Origin of the sequence: Tenacibaculum holothuriorum, from assembly GCF_002120225.1 — a bacterium.
Classification (GTDB): domain Bacteria; phylum Bacteroidota; class Bacteroidia; order Flavobacteriales; family Flavobacteriaceae; genus Polaribacter; species Polaribacter holothuriorum.
Genome location: NZ_LAPZ01000001.1, coordinates 216,742 through 237,571, shown reverse-complemented (window position 1 = coordinate 237,571; position 20,830 = coordinate 216,742). Strand labels below are relative to the sequence as shown.

Genomic DNA, 20,830 nt, shown 5'->3' with positions numbered 1-20,830 from the left:
GCTCAAAAAAGCTTGCATATGCAAGCTTTAAAATATGGATTTATTATTTATTTCTTTTTGCTTTCATTTTCTCTTTCATCTTTTCTTGCATTTCTTCATAAGTACTATACTGTTCTTTGTTTAGTAAGTCTTTCATTTCTTTATTTTTATTTTTCTGAATAGACTTATAAGCACGATACTTTTTAAATTTTGATTTACCACTACTCTTTAAAGCTTTCATTTGAGTACCATATTTTTTTGTGATATCAGCAAATTTAGTTTGTTGATCTTCGGTTAAATTTAATTTCTCAAAATACTGCTCTAATTGTTCCTTAATTTGTTCTTTTTGTGTTTCAGTTACTTCTTTATTTTGACCGAAAGAAATGGTAGTTACAAATAATGTTACGATTAATACTAAAATGTTCTTAAAAATTTTCATGCCTCTTTAATTTTCACTTAAAGTTAATAAATTTATTTAAAATGTTACTGCAAATGTAAACTGAACACTTCTTTTAAAGTATTGTTTTTAAGTGAACTGACCTAAATCTAAGGTGAAACGACTTTAAAGTTATTTCAATTTTTGAAATAGTTTATTGTTGTATTATTACCTAAAATAATTGCTTTGTAAAATATAAAATGATACTATGCATGGTAGAATAGGATTCTTCTGTGAAAAACTTTGTTATCTAGTGGAACTATTACCCCAATAAGCTGTGGTTAGTTTTCATTTTTACCTGCACAAGCACTATAATTGGTCAAATTTAGTCACCATATCTAATAAGAATAACAATGCAGGAGTATAATGGTCATAACCTTGATAAGTAATTAGTTCAACTGTACCTCCATTGGTATTTAAACTTTGTGCAGTTGCATCTGCATTTCCTTCATAAAATACAATGTCATCAAAAGTTCCATGATACATATAAATTGGGGCTACTGGTGTCCATCCAGTTATCAAACTATGGGCTTCTATATTTGCTAATAAAGCTGCTTTAGTTGTTTGTGAAAGTTCTTTGAATAGTTCAGCGGGTACACTAGAAGGTCTATTAGCTAGAACATCTAAAGCATCATCAACAGTATATTTAAATATATCATCAAAAGGAACAGGATTTTCTGAAAAAGCATTTAATGAATATAATGTCCAAATAAATACGTCTAAACCTTCACCTAAATCATCTGTTGTAAAAGGAAAAACATCTAAAAAGTTGCTTGCAAATGGTGTTGTATTATAAAATCCTGCCAAAGGAGCACTAGCAGTTACTGATATTTGATTAGAATATTGCGCTTCAATTAACTTTTGAGTAGCTAAGGTTACTGCACCTCCTTCACTCCACCCAGAAAGAAAGGTTTTATTGTTTAACTGAATGTTTTGCTGTTGACAAAACTCTTTAGTTGCTAAAATTAAATCTACCGATTGCTCTGCTAACATGTTATTTACAGAATATGGATGCTCAACATTATCTGAAATTGCGTATCCTGAATAATCTGGCATACTCACCACGTAGCCATGAGAAGCTAAATAGTTACCAAATAAACGTGTTTCAAATTGCGCATCTGCTGTTGTAGGTGTTAATCCATTATACAAAGAAGGAGCGTCTAATGAACCTTCGCCATTTGGTGCTGGATATGGAAGCATCGTACCATGATGATACTGTACTTGTGATAGTTCACCTTTTTTACTAGGCACAATTATTAATCCTGATAAATCAATAGGCTCACCTGCATGTATTGAGCGATATACTACCGAATATAAACTTATATCATAGTTAGGAAGATTGGTAATATCGCCTTCATAATTTGATTTTTCAGGAAAAAGGTTATTAATCTCTGAAGCAGAAATAGTTTTAACAAAAGTCGAACTTATAAGTTCTCCACGAGTTAGAGTTACTGGTACATCATCATTATTATTACAAGAAGTTAGGAATAATAAGACAATACTTAAAAAAAATAAAGAATTTTTCATTGGTTTTAGTTTTGCCTAAATGTATTCTGATTTTTTCTTCTGTGCTGTGACATATATCACAAAACACTCTTGCTCCTAAGTCTACTTAAAGTTTCTCTACTCATTCCTAAATAAGATGCTATATATGTAGAAGATACTCGTTGAAAAATTGATGGTTCAGTTTGCAACAGATACTTATATCGCTCATTAGCAGACAATCCTTGTAAACCAAACAACCGTTCCTCCAGAAAAATGGCATACTCTTCCATAACAGTACGTAGAAGTGTTATGGTTACTGGGTCATCTTTGAGTTCTTTTTGAAGCGACGCTATATTAAATTGAATTAAACGACAAGGTTCTAAAAGCTCAATACTAACTTTAGAAGCATTACCCTTAAGCGTATCCATAGACCCTAAAGGTTCGTTTTCTAAACCAAACCAAAAATTGATTTCTGAATCTCCTTTTTGATAAAATACTCGTGCCAATCCTTGTAGTATAAAATACGAATAGGAATGTCTATACCCTTGTTTGATCAATAATGTTCCTTTGTTTTTTTCTATTACTGATATATGATTTAATAGTGGTTGTAATGCCGAAGAAGGAATTTTATCAACTTCGAAATATGTTTCTAAAAAAGATAGTATTGTAGTATCCATAATTACTTAAGCTAAGTATAAATTTAGTATCTAATTCTCATAAATTAAATTATTTATAGTAAATAATTTATTTGACTAAACTTAAAATACTTATTTACATGGATTATACTAAACCCATCTCTTTTCTAAAAAGAATACTTAAGTTACCAAGAAAAATTAATTCTGATTTGTTTTTACCTGCAAAAGCACTAGCAATTTTTTCAGCAGTTTTCAAAATCAATTCTTTTATACTATTAGTAAAAAAATATGGATGATCTTCATAATATTCAGTAAATTCTTTATAGCTTATTTTTGCATTTGCATCTTTACTCTGTAGCCAATCGAAAACTACCTCTATTTGATATGCTCCATCAGTATGAAAATCGTCTTCAGTTTCATCTAATAACACCCACTCTTCTTTTACAATATTTTTAAGTGCTCTTATTTCAGTTTCTCTAATCTCATTATCTACGTATGCCATTGCATAAAATACCTTAGCTACGTTTTGATAAAACTTTATATTTAATTGTTTGCTATTCAAACTCTAATGTTTTTAGCAAAAATAAATTGAAGGCTAAGGATATAAAATGATAAAAATCAGTTTCACATTTTTGTAAAATACCATACATTTATAACTTATAGCGAACTTATCTATGCATAAAAAAGAACAAGACGTTTTTGATATTTTATTTGAAGCTGTTTCTGAGGCTGTTATTGTAGTTAATGAGCAACAAATTATTACTTCAGTAAATTCATCTACCGAAAAAATGTTTGGTTATTCACAAGATGAATTATTAAACAAACCTTTAGAAATCTTAATTCCTAAACAGTACAAACCAAATCATAGCAAACATGTTAACTCTTTTTTAAAAGCAAAGCAAAAACGTCAAATGGGAAAAGGTCGTGACTTATATGGAGCACGAAAAGACAATACCGTTTTTCCTTTAGAAGTTGGTTTAAACCCTTTTCAAGTCAATAACACACAGTTTGTTATGGCTTTAGTGGTTGATATTTCTAAACGTAAACACCAGGAGTTAGAAATCTTAGAATTAAATACCAAGTTAGAACGTAAAGTAAAAGAACGTACTAAAGATTTGGCTCTTAAAGTAGATGTATTAAGAAGCCTTAATCAACAATTAGATTATGAAAATCAAAAACGATTAGAGGCTGAACAATCTGCTAAAGAAGCTTTGCAAAAAGAACGAGAGTTAGGTGAACTTAAAACTAAGTTTTTATCTTTAGTTTCTCACGAATTCAAAACGCCTTTGAGTGGAATTTTAACCTCGACAATATTACTCGCTAAGTATAAGTTGACAGAACAACAAGAAAAACGAGATAAGCACTTAAAAATTATTAATGATAAAGTACATTATTTAAATAATATTTTAAACGACTTTTTATCAGTTGAGAAATTAGAAAAAGGAAAAATCAACTATAAATTTTCTACTTTTAAAATTAGTAAAATCGTAAATGAAGTAGTTTATAACGCAAATACACTCTTAAAGCAAGGACAACAAATAAATTATCCAGAAAATATTGATGAGATTTCCTTACACCAAGATGAGAAAATTATTGAATTGTCTCTTTCTAATTTGGTAAATAATGCTATTAAGTATTCCCCAGATGATGCAACTATCGATATTATCATTAATCAAGATGATACAAATACATCAATTACTGTGAAAGACAACGGAATGGGAATTCCGAAAAACGATCAAAAGAACATATTTAAACGATATTTTAGAGCGCAAAACGCATTACTCAATAAAGGAACTGGTATTGGTTTGAATATTGTAAAAAATCATTTACAAAACTTAGGTGGCAGCATTACTTTTAAAAGTGAAGAAGGCACAGGTTCTATGTTCACGATATTAATACCTAATAAGAATTAATGAAAAGAATACTTTTAATAGAAGACGACATTACCTTACGTGAAAATACTGCGGAATTATTAGAGCTTTCAGATTACGAAGTTGTTACAGCCTCTAACGGAAAAATTGGCGTAGAAAAAGCACAAATAGAATTACCCGATATTATTATTTGTGATATCATGATGCCAGAAATGGATGGTTATGGTGTAATACAAGAATTATCTCAAAATACTAGCACACAATTTATTCCATTTATATTTCTATCAGCTAAAACAGAACGAAGTGATGTCAGAAAAGGAATGGATTTAGGTGCCGATGACTATATAACCAAACCTTTTACTGAAGATGAATTGGTAAGTGCTATTGAAAGTCGATTGGCAAAAGCTGCTATTTTAAAAGAACAACGACAAACAAACTTCGAAGAAAAGAATGATGAAAATGAGATACGTAACCTATCTCAACTTAAAAACTTTTTTGACGACAACGGGAAGCTTTTTCAGTATAAAAAAAGTGATAAGGTTTATGGAGAAGGCAGCAATTCTAATTATATTTTTTTAGTACTCTCTGGTGCTATAAAGTGTTATAAATTAGATGAACAAGGTAAAGAACTCACCACTGCTTTGTATAAAGAAGATGACTTATTTGGCTATACTTCATTTACTCAAAATATCCCTTATCAAGATACTGCTATAGCAATAAAAAATACAGAATTAGTTGGTATTACCAAGCAAGAACTTATTAATATTTTAGATAAAAACCATAAGGTAACTTTAGATTTAATAGAGCTTTTAACTGATAATCTTACAGGTTTAAAAGAACAATTATTAGAAATGGCGTACAGTTCTGTACACAAAAAAACAGCTTCTACTATTTTAAAATTTGCTAAAAAGATTAACCGAAATATCAATGAACCCATCAAAATTTCTCGCCATGATTTAGCAAGTGTTGCAGGTATTGCTACCGAAACACTTATAAGAAGTATGTCTAAGCTAAAAAAAGAAGGTATTATTGAAATTGAAGGTAGAAATGTAAAGATTTTAGACTTAGAAAAGTTACAAGAAATTCAGTAAGATTGATAAATATCATTTCTAGTCATTCATCTTGAGCATACTTTTGTTATAAAAGTATTTTAATATCAAGATGAAAAACATTTTAGTACCTACTGATTTTTCTGAAAACGCATTTAATGCCCTTCAATATGCGATCGATTTTTATACTAACGAAGCATGTAATTTTTATGTATTGCATGTAAAACCTGTTATTAATATTTCAGGAGATTCAACTTACCTTCTATCAACACAAAACATTGAACAAAACTATACAGAAGCTGTAAAGTTACAGTTAGAACAGCTAATAAAAAAAGTAAATGAGTTACCTACTAAAAAAGCGCATCATCAGTTTTTTTCACTTGTTGATTATAATCATTTAATAGATTCTATTAATCATCATATCAATGAAAAAAGCATCGATTTAGTTGTAATGGGTACCAAAGGTGCTTCAGGATTAAAAGAAGTAATCATTGGAAGTAATACAGGAGATGTCATTAAAAAGGTACATTGTACTACACTTGTTGTCCCCGAAAATGCACGTTTTACGCCAATAAAAGAAGTAGCTTTCCCTACTGACTTTTCAATGTTTTATAGCATTGAAACCCTACTCCCATTATTAAATCTTATTTACAAAACGAAAGCTTCATTACGTGTTTTACACATTAGTAAAAAAGAAGTTGATTTAGATGATAGCCAGAAAGACAATAAGAGTTTATTAGAAGATTTTTTTGCTGAAAGCGATTTGAATTTTCACTATTTAACCAATTCAAAAGTAGAAGATGCAGTACAGTGCTTTGTTGAAAGTCGGGATATTAATATGATTGCTATGGTAGCAAAAAACCTTAATTACTTTCAACAAATATTATTTCATACCAAAGTAGAAAAAATAAGTTACCATACTAACGTACCTTTTTTGGTGCTACATTAAAATTACAACAAATGAAAAATATACTCTTTCTTACTGATTTTTCTGATGGCGCTAAAAATGCTATTGAATATACTAGTACAATGTATGCTGAAGAAGAAACCAATTATTTTGTGTTATTTGTAAATAAGGTGAGTAACTACACAATGTCTAGCCTTATAACAAGTCAAGGTAGTGTTTATCAAAACTTGATTGGCGGTAATAAGCAAAAACTAATTTATTTATGCAAACAATTTGAAGAGCGATATCATAAAACTTATGCTCCTATAGTAGATTATGATACTTTTATTGAAGCTGTTAAGCAAATATCTAAGCTGCACAATATCAATTTGGTAGTAACTGGGTTTAACGGTACAAGCAATACAGAAGAAACAATTTTTGGTAGTAATACACTTAAATTAATTAGAAATATTAAAACTCCCCTATTAATAGTTCCAGATCATATATCATATACAGCCCCTAAAAAAGTATTATACTTATTAGACGAGAAAGATGATTTAGCTTTAATGCTCAATGGTTCAGTACTTTCAAAAGAAGAAAATGAAACCGTAATTATTAGGGTTATTAATAATCAAAATAGTCAATTAAAAGAGCTAGATAAAGCATTATTGAACGACCAATTTTCTACTATTAATAACACTTATACTGTAGTATACGATATTTCGTTACAACATGTAAAATCGTATATAATGCAAACTCAGAATATAGATAGTACAGTTTTATTAGTACAAGACGAAAACTTCTTTACACGTTTATTTCAAAATAATACCACTACGAAAATTAGTAAATCTCTTAAAAAGCCATTAATGATTTTACACTAAAAAATAAGAACATGAATTTTAAAACTCTACTTTCTATTATTATCCTAGTATTCATTTTTAGTTGTAAAAAAGATACAAAACCAACTATAAAGGTAGAGCAGCCTATGGATAGCATAGTTACTTCTAAAGAAACACTAGATATTGATTTAGAGCAAAACAGAAAAATTCAAAAGAAAGTATTTCCTATAGTTCATACTAAAGATGATGCAGAAATCACCAAAAGTTATTTACAAAAAAAGAGGTTTGTAAAAAATACAGATACTTATGAATTAGATTTTACCTATCCGTACTTAGATGAAAATTACCATCATAAGTTTAGTAGTTTCAATGAATATTTCTCCAAAAAATTACTCAATATAAAGGCAATAGAGAATGGTATTTTAGAAGCTCAAGAGTTTTTATGCGATAGTCTAAAAACAAAGCAAAATCGTGAAAAGCGTATTACTAATTACAAAGTTTTTTTACAAGACGACGAGCACTTAAGTTTATTGTTTTACAAGGAGAATCATTATTCAGGAAGTAAAACAGCATATTATACTTTTACAACACTTAATTATGATGCAGTTAAAGGAACATTTTTAAATTTTGAAGATTATTTTGATATAGGAAGTGAAGAAGAAATTTTAAAAACCATCAATCAAAAAATTGCAAATTCAGCTGAGTTACAAGACTGTTTTAATATTGTTATTGAAGATTTTATGAGTGTAAAAAATAACTTTATTATTAATGATAATGATGTTACCTTTTATTTTAACGATTGTGTAATGTGTCCATCTTATATAGGTTCCTATCAAATTAGTATTCCACTTTCTAAAATAAAACCTTTCTTAAAAATGTACTGGGATCAGCGATTTAAAGAATAATTCCTTGCTCTTAAACTGTTAACTTCTTTATTCAATAAAACCTAAAAGTATAGCTGATATTTATCATTTTACAACATCGATATCATTAGTATTTTTGAGATATAATCATTAAAAGTAATCTCAAAATGAACATACAAATACAGTTTGTAAACATGCCTACAAGTGAGAGTTTACAACAAAATATAGAACAGAAATTAAGTAAGTTATTTGATCGGTTTAGTTGGGTTGTTGGAGCTAATGTATACATTAAAAAAGAAAATGATCCAACAGGAAAAGGTAATATATGTGAAATTGAATTACGTCAATCTGGACCCGTAATTTTTGCTTCTTCAAACGAGGAAAACTATCATTTATCAGTTAAGAATACGTTTAGCGATTTGAAAAAAATACTTGAAAAGCGCAAACAAATAATGAAACCACACTTATAATTTTAAAAACTAAGATGATGAAACGAATATTAATTCCTACCGATTTTTCAGATAATGCTTGGGCAGCAACTATTTATGCTCTTAATTTTTTTGCTAATGTAAAATGTACTTTTTATCTCTTACATTCAGCACAAATTAAATCGTCTAGAATGTCTTCTTTTTCAAGCAAGCTTTCAGAAGTTATGAAAGAAAATGCTCTTAATGATTTAAGACATCTTCAAGAACGGTTAGAAAAAGTAAATGCTAATGATAATCATACTTTTGAAGTTCGTTTAAGCTTTCACGATATTGAACAAGCTGTAAATATTTCTGTCGAAAAAAATAATATCGACTTTGTGGTAATGAGTACTAAAGGTGCTACAGGAGCTAAAGAGATATTTATAGGAAGTAACACGACAGATGTTATTAATAATTTTAAAGCATGTCCTATGCTGGTTATTCCTGCGAATGCAACCTATCAAAATCCAGAAAGACTAGCTTTTCCTAGCGATTTAAAACGTATGTATAGCAATACTTCTATAGATGTAATAAAAGAGTTTGCTAGCTTAAATAAATCAAAAGTTGAGGTAGTTCACTTTTGGGAAAATGCAGAATTAACTCAGCAACAACAAGAAAACCTTGATTCGCTTAGAATGTATTTAGATGATGTTGAAAGTGATTTTAGCAACTTACAAAAACGTACTAATAAAACAGAATCGATCAACAATTTTATCAATGACAAACAAATAAATACATTGATAATGTTGAAGTATCAACATAGTTTTTTCGAGAACTTATTTAGAGAAGCAGTTATTCAAAATTTAGGACATCACATTAAAATTCCGTTTTTAATTATTCCTGCCTAATTTAAATAGTAACAAAGCCTGTATAATCTGTACAGGCTTTTATTTTTAACATAAAACAAGTTGAAAATAAAAGGTTAGACAAAATAAAATGATTAATATTGTAGCAATATATATTTCTAATTGAAAGTTTTTAAGAAACATATTACATTATTTTATCTGATACTCTTTATCGGAATAAAATTTGTCGATCTACATACTTATGAGCATAATGACAACGAAAGTTATGAAGATTGTGATATTTGTGAATATGTAGAAAGTACAGATAAAACTTTTTATTTAGTTGATGGTTTACACATTGCTGAACAAACAAAACAGCTATATTTTAATCAACAAATTTTTAATGAATATTCCTATACTTTTGTAGAGAAGTATAGGAATAACTCTCTTTTTAGTAGGCCACCTCCTCCTGTGGTGTAACTATTTTATTTGCATAACCTTTTAACACTAATTATCCATCAGAAATACCGCATTTTCTCGATGGTATACGTGTATAATACTATTTATTAATTTTATAAAACTATAGTTATGATAACTATACAAAACATCACCAAAAAATACGGTGATTTTACTGCTGTAAACAACCTTTCTTTTAATGTAAAAGAAGGCGAAATTTTATGTCTTTTAGGTGCAAACGGAGCAGGAAAATCTACAACAATTAATATGTTGTTAAACTTTACAAATCCTAGTTCTGGAACTGCAGAAATAAACGGATTAGATGTGGTCAAAAACCCAATTAAAACCAAAGAGTTTTTAACCTATATTCCAGAGAATTTAATGCTGTACCCTACCCTAACAGCTATTGAAAACCTAGATTATTTCACCAAATTATCTGGAAAAAAATTCGATACTTCTGAATTACAGTTGTATCTAACTGAGGCCGGATTACAAGAAGAAGCTCATAACAAACGTGTAAAAACATTTTCTAAAGGAATGCGCCAAAAAGTAGGAATCGCTTTGGCTATTGCAAAAGAATCTAAAGTACTTTTATTAGATGAACCTACTTCTGGATTAGATCCTAAATCAAGTAATGAATTTATGGAATTACTTACCAAAATGAAAAACGAAGGAGTCGCTATTTTAATGGCAACGCACGACTTATTTAGAGCTAAAGAAGTAAGTACACATATTGGAATTATGTGTTCTGGAGTTTTAGAAAATCATTTAAACACTCCTGAGGTATCCTTAAAGGAATTGGAAACAATCTATTTAGATATTATGAACTTTAAAAATGTGAGTTAAAATGATCCATGTAATTTTTAAAGAACTCAAAGAACTAGCTAGAGACGGACGCTTTAAAATAGTTATTGGTATTTCATTGATTTTGTTAGTAATTGCTACAATTACCGGAGTAAATCAATATCAAAAGAATAATGAACAGTATATAAATTCTGTAGCTAAAGAACGTTCTATTTGGGAAACTCAAGGAGCAAAAAACCCACATTCTGCAGCACATTACGGTACTTATGCTTTTAAGCCACAATTTGCTTTATCGCTATTTGATTATGGAGTAACAAAATACACAGGAAATTCTATTTTTTTAGAAGCCCATAGTCGAAACGAAGCTTCATTTAGTGAAGCTAGTGATCAAACAAGTTTAGCTCGTTTTGGTACATTATCAATTAATTTTGTGTTGATTTATCTCTTTCCACTAATTATTATTCTAATAGGATATAATTCATATACCAAGGAGAAAGAACATCAAACATTCCGATTGTTAAAAAGCCAAGGAGTACATCCTGTAAAGTTAGCTTTAGGTAAATGGTTTGCTATATACATACCTATTTTTTGCTTAACATTAATCGTTTTCTTATTACTTGGTATTGTGCTTTCAAACTTAGAAAATTTAGCTTTTTTTAGTTGGAATAGCCTACTAATACTTTTTGTACTTTATGCCCTTTATTATTTAATTGTTACCACCCTTACAGTCTTAATTTCTATGTGGAGTAAATCTTCTGGGATGTCGCTTGTAAGTAGTTTGGTAATTTGGATTCTTTTCAGTTTTATTTCTCCAAAAGTAGCTACTAATTTTGCAAATAAAAACAATCCTTATCCATCTAAATCAGAATTCAATACTCGTATTGCTGAGGATAAGAAAAACGGATTAGATGGTCATAACCCTTGGAATAAAGCTGCTAAAAAATTAGAAGAAGAAACTCTAAAAGAATATGGAGTAGACAGTATTAGTCAATTACCTTTTAATTATGCAGGGTACCGAATGCAAAAAGGAGAAGAACATGAAGCTAAAATTTACGAAAAGCATTACGCTATTTTAAATGATATTGCTATTCAGCAGAATAGTACGTATAAAAAATTAGCTTTCTTATCTCCTTTTATTCCTGTACGGTTTTTATCTATGGATATAGCAAACACCAGCGATAATTTGCATTGGAAGTTTACCAAAGCTGCAGAAGAATATCGTATTAAAAAACAAGCATTTTTAAATAACGATATAAAAGATAATTCTAAACTTGGTGATTGGAATTATAAGATGAGTGCACAAAGATTTAAAGAGCTTCCTAAGTTTAGTTTTACCCCTCCAAAACTTTCTAACCTTTTAACAGAAAACAAAGAAAGTTTAGTTTTTCTAGGATTTTGGTTACTACTTCCATTTATAACGATGATTTGGGCTTCAAAAAAGATATAAGTTATGTTTAAGAACAATTTAAAATACGAAATAAAATTACTGATAAGAAGTCACTGGCTAACTATTCTATTAGTTAGTGTTCTTTTGTTATTTACATTTGCCACCTTTAATGGGCAAAAAAATGTAGAAAAAAGACTGAGCGATATTACTAAAGTAGAAAATGAATTGCATAAAAAAGATAGTGTAATGGTTACTACTTTAAAGAAAATAGAAAAAGGTGAAAAAATAGATGGTCCTTATTGGCGATTACCTTCAGAACCAATGACTATTGGTTATAGACATCCTCGTTTAGCAATAATGAAACCTGAAACTTTTTCTTTTTTAGCTACTGGACAAAGCGATATGTATACACATTTTAAAAGTCCAACAGTATATGGAAATAACTTTGCTTTAGACTATTCTGAAATGGTTAATCCTGTACAATTATTATTCGGTAATTTTGATTTAGCCTTTGTCATCATATACATTTTACCGCTATTAATTATAGCATTTACTTTTAACGTATTGTCTAAAGAAAAAGAATTAGGTACTTTACGTTTATTATCTGCTCAACCAATCTCTACAGTTAACTGGGTATTGCAAAAAATGTTGATTCGTTACATAGTTTTTACAGGAGTTATTCTATTAATTCTCCTAACTATGTTTGCTGTTTTTTCAAAAGGTATTTTTAGTGATATAGGTACACTAGCTGGATTATTAATAATTATTTCTGGATATATACTGTTTTGGTTTGTACTATCATGTATCGTAAACATTAAGTTAAATAACTCTTCAAAAAATGCTTTAGCATTAATAGGGTTTTGGCTATTAATCGTTTTAGTATTACCAGCTACAATCAATCAATTAGGAAGCACTTTGTACCCTACTCCTTCTCGTTTAAAAATGATCAACGAAATTCGTTTAATTAAAAAAGAAAATGAAGAGAAACAAAACGAAATAATGAGCGAGTATTTGAGAAATCATCCAGAGTTAGCTCAAGAAAGTAATCAAGATAAGTTTGGATTTTGGCATAATTATTTTGCTTCAGAAAAGGTTATGGAAGAAAAAACAAAGCCTTTATTAGCTCAGTATGAAACTCAGTTAAGAAAACAACAAAAACTAGTTAGTGTATTCCAATTTTTATCACCAGCAATATTAATGCAACAATCGTTAAATAAAATCGCTGGTACTTCTGAAAATCATTATAATGATTATAAAAAACAGGTATTTGAATTTTCAAATGAATGGAGAAATTATTTGGTTCCTATGCTATTCAAGCAACAAAAATTCACTATAAAAAACTATAACGAACTACCACAATTCTCTTATAAAAATAGAGTTCCAAACAAAATTTGGTTTAGTATTGGGGTAATTCTTTTAATTAGCTGTATAATTTTCTTTGCTTTTATTGGTGGTAGTTTACGAGATAAATCTGTTCAAAAATTACTAAACTAACTATACGATTTAGTTAGAACACACCTCACACTTACCTTGAATTAATATTTGTGAGAAAAGTATTTCTCGATTAGGAATTTTAGGAATATTCACGTGGAAAGGTAGGCAATCTACCTTTCCACAATTTATACATTGAAAATGCGGATGCTTATCTGTGTGCGCTACTTTTGTACAATTATTACACTTTGCATACCATTTAATACCATTGATTCCTAAAAAAGAGTGTAAAATTCCATCATCTTCAAGTCTATCTAAAACACGATAAATAGTTGTTTTATTCATTTTTGAATTTAGCCTCTCAATAAGCTCTTTTGCTGAAATAGCTTCAGAGCTCTTTTCAAATTCATTTAATAATCTTTCTACTGATTGTGTTTTTCTAATGATTCCCATAACACAAATTTATTATAACTCAGTTGCAATAACAAATAAAATTTTTATATTTGCAACTCAGTTGCATTAACTACAACTAAAATGAAAGTTACATCAATTAAGCCAGATGTGTTTGGTGCTTTTGCAAGTACTTTATGTTTATTACACTGTATTGCTACTCCTCTACTTTTTATAGTTCAATCTTGTTCTTTAAAAGGCTGCCATTCTACTCCAACATGGTGGAAAACTATTGATTATATATTTTTAGTAATTTCATTTTTTGCTATCTATCATTCAACACAAACAACAACAAGTAAAGTTATAAAACCAATGCTTTGGTTAAGCTGGTTTTTATTATTCTTTGTTGTTATTAATGAAAAACTAAGCTTGATTTTTTTACCAGAATATGCAATTTATATCCCTGCTTTAGCTTTGGTAATACTTCATATATACAATTTAAACTATTGTCAGTGCAAAACCGAAAAATGCTGTGTACACCATGAATAAAGAACATATAGAAACTATTGGAAATAACCATATCTCATCTAACATTGAAACACCGTTGCGTACAGATGCTTTTGATAAGACAGATGATGAAAAAGTAAAAAATATTCAACATCATTTTGGTAAAATAATGGAAGAATTGGGGTTAGATTTAACAGACGACAGTTTATCTGGCACGCCTTATCGTTTTGCGAAAATGTATGTAAAAGAGCTATTCTATGGTTTAAATCCTAAGAATAAACCCAAATTATCAACTTTTGATAACAAATATGGTTACAAGAAAATGTTGGTAGAACAAAACATTACTATAGATTCTGCTTGCGAACATCATTTTTTGCCAATTACAGGGCATGCTCATATAGCCTATATCCCAAAAGATAAAGTAGTTGGGCTCTCAAAAATAAATCGATTGGTAGATTATTATTCGCACAGACCACAAGTGCAAGAAAGATTATCACTACAAATTCTTAAAGATTTACAAGAAGCATTACAAACTGAAGATGTAATAGTAATGATTAGTGCTAAACATTTATGTGTTTCTTCTAGAGGAATTAAAGATAAAAACAGTTATACAACTACTATTGAATATGGTGGTTGCTTTAAAGATGATGCAAAGCGTGACGAGTTTATGAAAATTATAAACAACTAAATATTAGAAAAAAATGATTACAAAAGAACAAGTATTAGCAGCTCAAGAAAAATGGGGAAATGGTGTGGTAAAAATTGGTTCATTAAAAGACAACAGGTCTGAATGTGAATCTTTTGCAAATGATTTTCTTGACAATCGTTATGCCTTTGATACAAATACAGTTTTATTTAAACCTACAAAGTGTGAGGTAGAACAGTTTAGACCAACTAAAGCAGAAGCACTATCATATTTTATTGCTGGTGATGATAGAGCTTGTGAAGAAGACAAAGGTTTTGCAATACAACCATGGACAAAAGTACGTTTTGAAAACTCTGGAATAATCTTAGAAGAAGATCGTGCTATAGCTATGGGAAACTACTTTTTTACAGATTTAGAAGGAAACGAAGCCAAAGTTGAATATACATTTGGTTATAAATTAATTAATAATGAGCTAAGAATAGATGTACATCATTCATCATTCCCTTATACGAATCCAGATACTATAGTTTAATGCATAATGTTCTTTTTCTTTTATGTCCTACCGATTGTTTAGAAACAATTATTGATGATACATTCAATTGTCAAAACTATTTTTATACATCACTTGGTAATTCATTTACATCAGATTATAAAACAATTAATAGTATAAGAGAATTAATCATAAAACATAAAATTAAGAACGTTTGTTTTGTACTTTCTAACGATAATGAAATAATTAAAGATGCTTTTGGAGAGCAGTATTTTTCTGAAATAAACGGATTAAAATCATTTTACAAGAAAGTATCTAAAGAAAAAGAACTACTAGAAGCAATTTGGGGAGCCGATCATAGAAAAGATTCAATTCTTTCCTATTTTTTAAATATGAAAATTAAAGAATTTGAAGCTAATTTAGGATACATTCCACATCACCAAATTAACATTATAGGAAAAATTTATAACAGGTTTGAAAATAGTTTTAGAAACATCTACTCAAATATAACCTGTCTTAATAAACATATATTGAATTAGATTTTTAACACAAAGAGTAAACTTTTAAAAATCGATGTTTTTCATTAGCGAGCTTATCACCTTTACGCGGAAGGGTAAACAAATAAAGGTAATTATATAAGCTCGCTATTTTATTTGAAATAACTTACAAGTTATCAAATCTATACAAATTTGACTTTATTTTAAAATTGCAGGTAAAATATAATCAATCATCATCTTATCAACATCTGTGTGCATATATGGTAAATTGTAACCTGAAGCAGTAATTACTATTACAAAAGGAATATCTTTAAAAATGAATATTTTATTTCCTCCATTACCAGTACAGAAATAAGTCTCATAACTTTTTCCATTTATAGTATATGTCTTGTTCCAAAATAAAAAACCATAGTAAGCATTATCTTTATTTGGTTGCTTAACGTGCTTTATCAAACTCTTTTTAACCCATTCACTTGAAAGAAGCTGTTTCCCTTCCCATTTACCATTATTTTTATATAACTGACCGTATTTAGCAAAATCAATAGCTCTTAAACGAATACCTCCAGCAGTATTTGCAACATTTTGTGGAGTATACTCCCATTTATAATTATTAATATTTAAAGGTTTGAATAACTTTTTATCAGCATAATTTTCTAAGCCTCCTGGAACTGTTTTTTGAAGAATATCTCCAAGAACTACAACTCCAGCTGTAAAATAACTATACTTCTCTCCTACTTTTTTATTTGTATCCATAGGTAAATCTAAAGCAAACTTAACCCAATTATCTGTTGGATACATACGGTTTTCATTCCCAATACTACTATAATCATTATCATCACCAACAAAACCAGAACTCATCGTTAACAAAGATTTTAGTGTAACATTTTCTTTCTTCTGAGAGTGATTTTTATATCTTTTCAAATCATAAAACTCGTTAAGTTTTACGTTTTCATTTTTAATATGCTCTTCATCTATCGCTATTCCAGTAATAGTTGATGCTATTGTTTTACCAACTGACCTCGGATCATGCAAACTTTCTCTTTTCGATTCATTAAAATATTCTTCTAACAATAATTCTCCATTTTTTAAGATTACTATTCCGTTTATATGTTCAAATCTTCCTTGAGCAATTTTTTTGTTTAAAGCTTCTATTTTTTGCTTATTATAAAGTTCTTTAGATATTTTAAAATCTTTTATTGGTTTTATATTTTGAATTGATATTAAATTCTTGTCATAAGGCAATTCTTCAACTTTTATATCAATATTACCTTTTGCAAGGAGCTTCCCTACTTTTAAAGAAGCATCGTTTAAATAACTTCTAACTTCAACAGTTAACTTATGTTTATTGTCGTTAAAAGCGTCTCTTCCACCGCTCATCTTCATAAATTTTAACCATGTAAACCAGCCCCAATGATCTAGCATTTTAGGATAAATTAAAGGAACTTTATATTTTAATTCCTGTACTTTAGAATCTGGAGTACCAGCTCCAATATTCAAATTTTCTGTATGAATTAATTGATCATCTACAAAAAAAGAAAATTGAAAATTCCCTTTTTTTAACAACTCCTCCTTTGGTAGATCTTTTTCAGATAATTCTTTAAGACTCTCTATTAATGGTTTTTTAAGTATAAAATTAGCCGTTAGATATTCATCTTTATTTAATGTAAAATTTTCTATATAAACTTCTTTTTTTGATGAAGTCTTAATGTCATTTTTAGAAAATAATACTGGAGTAACTTTTTTAGAAGTGCCACAAGAAATAAAGAGTATCACTAAAGCTAGATGTAATGGTTTTATATATTTCATATTTAATAATTTTTACCAAAGAACTGAAAACCAAATACCCTAAAATTGTATGAAATTAACATTTTGAGTTTTTTTTCGAAAAGCTAATGGTGTAATATTAAACTCTTTTTTAAACAAATTTGTAAAATGACTTTGATCATAAAACCCTACTTCTACTGCAATTTCTGTCATAGATTTGCCCTTATTGATTATTAGAGAAACTGCCTTGTTTAGCCTAGTGTATTTAATATAATTCCCTAATGAGGTTTTAAAATATTTAGGAAACTGTCTTGATAAGTGAACTGGATGTATGTTCAATTCTAAAGCCAAACTTGTTAATGACATACAAAGTTCTGGGGAATCATGTATAATTTCAAGAACTTTATTAACCCAATGTGGTTGCTTCTCTTCTTTTGTTTCTATATAAGTTTCAATTCTTGAGAATGAATTTAAAAGTAAAAGCTCAATATTAGTTTTTGAAAATTCATTTGACTTCTTTGTCTCCAAAAAAATATTATAAATATTTTGCTTTATAAACGGATTTTCAAGTTGAAGACTTCCTTCAATATTTAATAACGATATATCAAAACAGTTAAACCAATCTTTAGTGAGTTCTATATGAAAACCTCTAGTATGTTCAGGTGGTTTAATATTGTGGTGAGCATCTTGCCAGTTATGAAACAGTAAGCTCCCAGATTCTAAATAATAATCTTCTTTTTTATTAGCTTCATAAAGTTTACCTTCTAATAAAAAGGTAAAATATGGGTTTTCATGATAATGCCAATCTACTTTATCATGAGTATAAACTGTATCAGTAATTAAAAAATTATTGAAATTTAATTCTTGATTATGAGCTCCGTAATACTTTCCTTGGTTGAGTTGTTGCATATTCACTAGACGAATATGGTTAGATAATGTTACTAGTCAGTAACTTAATTATACTACTTAAAAAGGTAAGATTTACATAATGGGAATCAACTCAAAACTATCAGTATTATTTTTTATAAATGAACCAATTATTTTCTTTGTTTCTGTAGTTTCTTTATGATTAATTAAACTTTCTAAATAAGCTTTTTCTAAGTTGTTTTCTTCTTTCTTGTTTAAATAACCAAAGCCTTTATAAGAGTTCTCGGATATTAGAACAAAGCTGATTTCTTCGCTATTTCTACCATTTAACTTAATTAATAATTCATCTTTGTCGTATGCTAAAGATTTTATTGCTTGCAAAACTCTATCATTATAGTCTTCAATAGCTTCTTTTTCTATACAAATACCTTTGCATTGTTCAATAGTATAATCAAAACAACTGCTATTCGTAGTTTGAAGATGGCAGTATTTAGGACACAATTCATATTCTTTACAAAGTTCTTCTAAAAACAACCTAGCTTCTCTAATCGAATAAAAATTACGAATTGAATCTTTTACAATTTTAGAATTATTCCATGCTAAATGAATTATTCCTTTCCTGTCTTCATAGCTAAACAAACTTAAAGTCGGATTTTTCTTTTTTTGCGCTCTATTAAACTTAGGATAGTATCTTTTAATTTCTGATGATTCTAACAATAGTGCGATCAATTCATTTCCTGTTTCTTCAAAAGTGATGTTCGCTATTAACATACACATTTCTATTTCCTTTTTCTTTTTGTCATGGAAATGACTCAGTACTCGTTGTTTTAAATTATTTGCTTTACCTACATAAATAATCTCCTTTTTTACATTCCAGAAGTAGTAAACTCCATGTTTTTGAGGCAGTTTATTAAATATGTCTTTCGATAACAATGGTGGTAAGGTTGCTTCTTTTGAGTTAGCTTTTAAAAAACCTTGGACCACTTCTCCATTTTCATCTAATGCTAATAATCTCTGTAATAGAATAACGGTAGCTTCAGCATCTCCTTTAGCTCTATGCCTATCTTTTATTTCAATGTTTTGATGGCTACAAATTTCACCTAAACTGTACGAATTTCTATTAGGAATTAACTTTCTAGATAATCGAACTGTACAAAGTTTCTTTCTTTTAAATTTAAACCCTAAAGAATTAAATTCCTTAGAAATAATGCCATAATCGAAGTTTACATTATGTGCTACAAACACACAATTTTCAGTAATTTCATGGATTTTTTTAGCTACTTCTTCAAACTTAGGAGCTTGCCTAACCATTTGGTTGGTTATACCTGTGAGATTTGTTATAAATTGAGGTATAAAAGTTCCTGGATTTATTAGAGTTGTAAATTCATCTATAACCTCATTACCATCAAAAATAAAAATACTTATTTCAGTTATTTTTACACCCCCATTGGTTTCTATATCAACGACAGCATAGTTCATTATTTTAACTCTGCTAAAGCTTTTAGTTCCACTCCAAGTTCTGTTAACATACCAGCTATACTACTAATTTTTAAATCTCTTTCATCATATTCTTGTGTATTTATACTACATGTAAACTCCCATAATTCAACCACTTCAGAAATAGGAACATTATAACTTTGATAGTTTTTATTATCTGGTATTAATAATAAACTATTGTTCTCCTCTATCCTACTGTACACTCTTTTATAAGTTATTCCATCGTTTTTAGTAACAATAATGTAAGAAACCCCATCTTTAACATCATAAATACTCTCAATAAACTTAGCAACAACAAAAGCTCCATCTTTCATAGGGTGCATAGAATTTCCTTTAATAGGAAAAGCTCTGTGTTTTCCTACAGGTAAAAAAGGAAGTTTTATTCGTTGAAGTTGTTCAATGTATTCAGGATCATCGTATCCTAATAAATAACCTGCTGAAGCTTCCGTAGGAATAATTTCTATTAGATCTTCTTCATTGTCGTTTACAGTGATAGGGAACAATACTCTTTGATTTCCTATTTCGATAAACGAAGATTCATTAGAAAAGGTTAAGTCGTTTTTAACCAATATATCTATAGGTAATTTAAAATATTCTGAAATTGTGATTAAGAAGTCTATAGAAGGTTCTGACCGACCTTCTTCATACGATGAAACTCTAGAACGAGTAATGTTTACATCATTAGCAAACTGCTCTTGTGTTAACTCTTTTAACTTTCGTAAATGACGTATATTTTGTGCTATTCTTTTCATTTGCTACAAATATAATCAAGATTTGATACAAATTGTAGCTAACCTGT

The 20,830-nt window shown here is 28.8% G+C and carries 24 protein-coding genes; 15 read left to right on the top strand and 9 right to left on the bottom strand.

Annotated features, from left to right (window positions below):
* Positions 1 to 43: 43 nt before the first annotated feature.
* From WH52_RS01175 to WH52_RS01160, 4 genes are all read right to left on the bottom strand, one after another.
* Complete coding sequence (locus tag WH52_RS01175) at positions 44 to 418, bottom strand: hypothetical protein (RefSeq protein WP_086029086.1); 375 nt, start codon at positions 416 to 418, stop codon at positions 44 to 46.
* A gap of 306 nt (positions 419 to 724) precedes the next feature.
* Positions 725 to 1,942: an alpha/beta hydrolase family protein gene (locus WH52_RS01170; RefSeq protein ID WP_086029085.1), complete on the bottom strand. Its 1,218-nt coding sequence runs from the start codon at positions 1,940 to 1,942 to the stop codon at positions 725 to 727.
* Positions 1,943 to 1,998: 56 nt separating this feature from the next.
* Positions 1,999 to 2,577 (bottom strand): Crp/Fnr family transcriptional regulator, encoded by a 579-nt coding sequence (locus WH52_RS01165; RefSeq protein WP_086029084.1) that lies wholly within the window; start codon positions 2,575 to 2,577, stop codon positions 1,999 to 2,001.
* Positions 2,578 to 2,680: 103 nt separating this feature from the next.
* Positions 2,681 to 3,097: a hypothetical protein gene (locus WH52_RS01160; RefSeq protein ID WP_086029083.1), complete on the bottom strand. Its 417-nt coding sequence runs from the start codon at positions 3,095 to 3,097 to the stop codon at positions 2,681 to 2,683.
* Between the two features lie 112 nt (positions 3,098 to 3,209).
* Between WH52_RS01160 and WH52_RS01155 the strand changes: the two genes are divergently transcribed.
* The 11 genes from WH52_RS01155 to WH52_RS01105 all read left to right on the top strand — a co-directional run bounded on the left by WH52_RS01155 (position 3,210) and on the right by WH52_RS01105 (position 13,436).
* The gene (locus WH52_RS01155) at positions 3,210 to 4,448 is read left to right on the top strand and encodes a PAS domain-containing sensor histidine kinase (protein WP_086029082.1); all 1,239 of its coding nucleotides are present in this window, start codon (positions 3,210 to 3,212) and stop codon (positions 4,446 to 4,448) included.
* Positions 4,448 to 5,497 carry a response regulator gene (locus WH52_RS01150; RefSeq protein ID WP_086029081.1) on the top strand — a complete coding sequence of 350 codons (1,050 nt, stop codon included), beginning with the start codon at positions 4,448 to 4,450 and terminating at the stop codon, positions 5,495 to 5,497. The genes WH52_RS01155 and WH52_RS01150 overlap by 1 nt, the downstream gene beginning before the upstream one ends.
* A 70-nt stretch (positions 5,498 to 5,567) precedes the next feature.
* Positions 5,568 to 6,404 carry a universal stress protein gene (locus tag WH52_RS01145; protein ID WP_086029080.1) on the top strand — a complete coding sequence of 279 codons (837 nt, stop codon included), beginning with the start codon at positions 5,568 to 5,570 and terminating at the stop codon, positions 6,402 to 6,404.
* 11 nt (positions 6,405 to 6,415) lie between these two features.
* Positions 6,416 to 7,222: a universal stress protein gene (locus tag WH52_RS01140; protein ID WP_086029079.1), complete on the top strand. Its 807-nt coding sequence runs from the start codon at positions 6,416 to 6,418 to the stop codon at positions 7,220 to 7,222.
* 11 nt (positions 7,223 to 7,233) lie between these two features.
* A complete protein-coding gene (locus tag WH52_RS01135; protein WP_086029078.1) occupies positions 7,234 to 8,085 on the top strand; it encodes an RsiV family protein in 852 nt (283 codons plus the stop codon).
* Between the two features lie 125 nt (positions 8,086 to 8,210).
* Positions 8,211 to 8,513, top strand: a complete 303-nt coding sequence (locus WH52_RS01130) for an HPF/RaiA family ribosome-associated protein (RefSeq protein WP_086029077.1) — start codon at positions 8,211 to 8,213, stop codon at positions 8,511 to 8,513.
* A gap of 17 nt (positions 8,514 to 8,530) precedes the next feature.
* Positions 8,531 to 9,358 (top strand): universal stress protein, encoded by an 828-nt coding sequence (locus WH52_RS01125; protein ID WP_158091340.1) that lies wholly within the window; start codon positions 8,531 to 8,533, stop codon positions 9,356 to 9,358.
* Positions 9,359 to 9,478: 120 nt separating this feature from the next.
* Positions 9,479 to 9,775 carry a hypothetical protein gene (locus WH52_RS01120; RefSeq protein WP_086029075.1) on the top strand — a complete coding sequence of 99 codons (297 nt, stop codon included), beginning with the start codon at positions 9,479 to 9,481 and terminating at the stop codon, positions 9,773 to 9,775.
* Between the two features lie 108 nt (positions 9,776 to 9,883).
* Entirely contained in the window at positions 9,884 to 10,597 is a 714-nt protein-coding gene (locus tag WH52_RS01115; RefSeq protein ID WP_086029074.1) for an ABC transporter ATP-binding protein, read from the top strand.
* Position 10,598: 1 nt separating this feature from the next.
* The gene (locus tag WH52_RS01110) at positions 10,599 to 12,002 is read left to right on the top strand and encodes an ABC transporter permease (protein WP_086029073.1); all 1,404 of its coding nucleotides are present in this window, start codon (positions 10,599 to 10,601) and stop codon (positions 12,000 to 12,002) included.
* Positions 12,003 to 12,005: 3 nt separating this feature from the next.
* Positions 12,006 to 13,436, top strand: a complete 1,431-nt coding sequence (locus WH52_RS01105; RefSeq protein ID WP_086029072.1) for a DUF3526 domain-containing protein — start codon at positions 12,006 to 12,008, stop codon at positions 13,434 to 13,436.
* A 9-nt stretch (positions 13,437 to 13,445) separates the two neighbouring features.
* On the opposite strand, the gene WH52_RS01100 is transcribed toward WH52_RS01105, so the two are convergent.
* A complete protein-coding gene (locus WH52_RS01100) occupies positions 13,446 to 13,826 on the bottom strand; it encodes a Fur family transcriptional regulator (RefSeq protein ID WP_086029071.1) in 381 nt (126 codons plus the stop codon).
* Between the two features lie 81 nt (positions 13,827 to 13,907).
* On the opposite strand from WH52_RS01100, the gene WH52_RS01095 reads away from it, so the two are divergent.
* The 4 genes from WH52_RS01095 to WH52_RS01080 are packed head-to-tail and all read left to right on the top strand — an operon-like array spanning position 13,908 to position 15,945.
* Complete coding sequence (locus WH52_RS01095; protein WP_086029070.1) at positions 13,908 to 14,312, top strand: MerC domain-containing protein; 405 nt, start codon at positions 13,908 to 13,910, stop codon at positions 14,310 to 14,312.
* The gene (folE, locus tag WH52_RS01090; RefSeq protein WP_086029069.1) at positions 14,305 to 14,958 is read left to right on the top strand and encodes a GTP cyclohydrolase I FolE; all 654 of its coding nucleotides are present in this window, start codon (positions 14,305 to 14,307) and stop codon (positions 14,956 to 14,958) included. The genes WH52_RS01095 and folE overlap by 8 nt, the downstream gene beginning before the upstream one ends.
* A gap of 13 nt (positions 14,959 to 14,971) precedes the next feature.
* Positions 14,972 to 15,448 (top strand): hypothetical protein, encoded by a 477-nt coding sequence (locus WH52_RS01085; protein WP_086029068.1) that lies wholly within the window; start codon positions 14,972 to 14,974, stop codon positions 15,446 to 15,448.
* Positions 15,448 to 15,945: a hypothetical protein gene (locus tag WH52_RS01080; protein WP_086029067.1), complete on the top strand. Its 498-nt coding sequence runs from the start codon at positions 15,448 to 15,450 to the stop codon at positions 15,943 to 15,945. The genes WH52_RS01085 and WH52_RS01080 overlap by 1 nt, the downstream gene beginning before the upstream one ends.
* 156 nt (positions 15,946 to 16,101) lie before the next feature.
* On the opposite strand, the gene WH52_RS01075 is transcribed toward WH52_RS01080, so the two are convergent.
* The 4 genes from WH52_RS01075 to WH52_RS01060 all read right to left on the bottom strand — a co-directional run bounded on the left by WH52_RS01075 (position 16,102) and on the right by WH52_RS01060 (position 20,783).
* Positions 16,102 to 17,709 carry a serine hydrolase domain-containing protein gene (locus tag WH52_RS01075; protein ID WP_086029066.1) on the bottom strand — a complete coding sequence of 536 codons (1,608 nt, stop codon included), beginning with the start codon at positions 17,707 to 17,709 and terminating at the stop codon, positions 16,102 to 16,104.
* A gap of 39 nt (positions 17,710 to 17,748) precedes the next feature.
* Complete coding sequence (locus tag WH52_RS01070; RefSeq protein ID WP_086029065.1) at positions 17,749 to 18,576, bottom strand: helix-turn-helix domain-containing protein; 828 nt, start codon at positions 18,574 to 18,576, stop codon at positions 17,749 to 17,751.
* Between the two features lie 72 nt (positions 18,577 to 18,648).
* Entirely contained in the window at positions 18,649 to 20,013 is a 1,365-nt protein-coding gene (locus WH52_RS01065; RefSeq protein WP_086029064.1) for an exonuclease domain-containing protein, read from the bottom strand.
* Positions 20,013 to 20,783, bottom strand: coding sequence for an XRE family transcriptional regulator (locus WH52_RS01060; RefSeq protein WP_086029063.1), 771 nt, complete (start codon positions 20,781 to 20,783; stop codon positions 20,013 to 20,015). The genes WH52_RS01065 and WH52_RS01060 overlap by 1 nt, the downstream gene beginning before the upstream one ends.
* Between the last annotated feature and the right edge of the window lie 47 nt (positions 20,784 to 20,830).

Excerpts from the sequence above, each read along its gene's own strand:
- WH52_RS01100 (WP_086029071.1), bottom strand. The coding sequence starts at position 13,826 with ATGGGAATCATTAGAAAAACACAATCAGTAGAAAGATTATTAAATGAA.
- WH52_RS01135 (WP_086029078.1), top strand. The coding sequence starts at position 7,234 with ATGAATTTTAAAACTCTACTTTCTATTATTATCCTAGTATTCATTTTT.
- WH52_RS01130 (WP_086029077.1), top strand. The coding sequence starts at position 8,211 with ATGAACATACAAATACAGTTTGTAAACATGCCTACAAGTGAGAGTTTA.
- WH52_RS01080 (WP_086029067.1), top strand. The coding sequence starts at position 15,448 with ATGCATAATGTTCTTTTTCTTTTATGTCCTACCGATTGTTTAGAAACA.
- WH52_RS01070 (WP_086029065.1), bottom strand. The coding sequence starts at position 18,576 with ATGCAACAACTCAACCAAGGAAAGTATTACGGAGCTCATAATCAAGAA.
- WH52_RS01170 (WP_086029085.1), bottom strand. The coding sequence starts at position 1,942 with ATGAAAAATTCTTTATTTTTTTTAAGTATTGTCTTATTATTCCTAACT.
- WH52_RS01095 (WP_086029070.1), top strand. The coding sequence starts at position 13,908 with ATGAAAGTTACATCAATTAAGCCAGATGTGTTTGGTGCTTTTGCAAGT.
- WH52_RS01065 (WP_086029064.1), bottom strand. The coding sequence starts at position 20,013 with ATGAACTATGCTGTCGTTGATATAGAAACCAATGGGGGTGTAAAAATA.
- WH52_RS01060 (WP_086029063.1), bottom strand. The coding sequence starts at position 20,783 with ATGAAAAGAATAGCACAAAATATACGTCATTTACGAAAGTTAAAAGAG.
- WH52_RS01140 (WP_086029079.1), top strand. The coding sequence starts at position 6,416 with ATGAAAAATATACTCTTTCTTACTGATTTTTCTGATGGCGCTAAAAAT.
- WH52_RS01155 (WP_086029082.1), top strand. The coding sequence starts at position 3,210 with ATGCATAAAAAAGAACAAGACGTTTTTGATATTTTATTTGAAGCTGTT.
- WH52_RS01115 (WP_086029074.1), top strand. The coding sequence starts at position 9,884 with ATGATAACTATACAAAACATCACCAAAAAATACGGTGATTTTACTGCT.
- WH52_RS01125 (WP_158091340.1), top strand. The coding sequence starts at position 8,531 with ATGAAACGAATATTAATTCCTACCGATTTTTCAGATAATGCTTGGGCA.
- WH52_RS01165 (WP_086029084.1), bottom strand. The coding sequence starts at position 2,577 with ATGGATACTACAATACTATCTTTTTTAGAAACATATTTCGAAGTTGAT.
- WH52_RS01175 (WP_086029086.1), bottom strand. The coding sequence starts at position 418 with ATGAAAATTTTTAAGAACATTTTAGTATTAATCGTAACATTATTTGTA.
- WH52_RS01085 (WP_086029068.1), top strand. The coding sequence starts at position 14,972 with ATGATTACAAAAGAACAAGTATTAGCAGCTCAAGAAAAATGGGGAAAT.
- folE (WP_086029069.1), top strand. The coding sequence starts at position 14,305 with ATGAATAAAGAACATATAGAAACTATTGGAAATAACCATATCTCATCT.
- WH52_RS01110 (WP_086029073.1), top strand. The coding sequence starts at position 10,599 with ATGATCCATGTAATTTTTAAAGAACTCAAAGAACTAGCTAGAGACGGA.
- WH52_RS01150 (WP_086029081.1), top strand. The coding sequence starts at position 4,448 with ATGAAAAGAATACTTTTAATAGAAGACGACATTACCTTACGTGAAAAT.
- WH52_RS01145 (WP_086029080.1), top strand. The coding sequence starts at position 5,568 with ATGAAAAACATTTTAGTACCTACTGATTTTTCTGAAAACGCATTTAAT.
- WH52_RS01105 (WP_086029072.1), top strand. The coding sequence starts at position 12,006 with ATGTTTAAGAACAATTTAAAATACGAAATAAAATTACTGATAAGAAGT.
- WH52_RS01075 (WP_086029066.1), bottom strand. The coding sequence starts at position 17,709 with ATGAAATATATAAAACCATTACATCTAGCTTTAGTGATACTCTTTATT.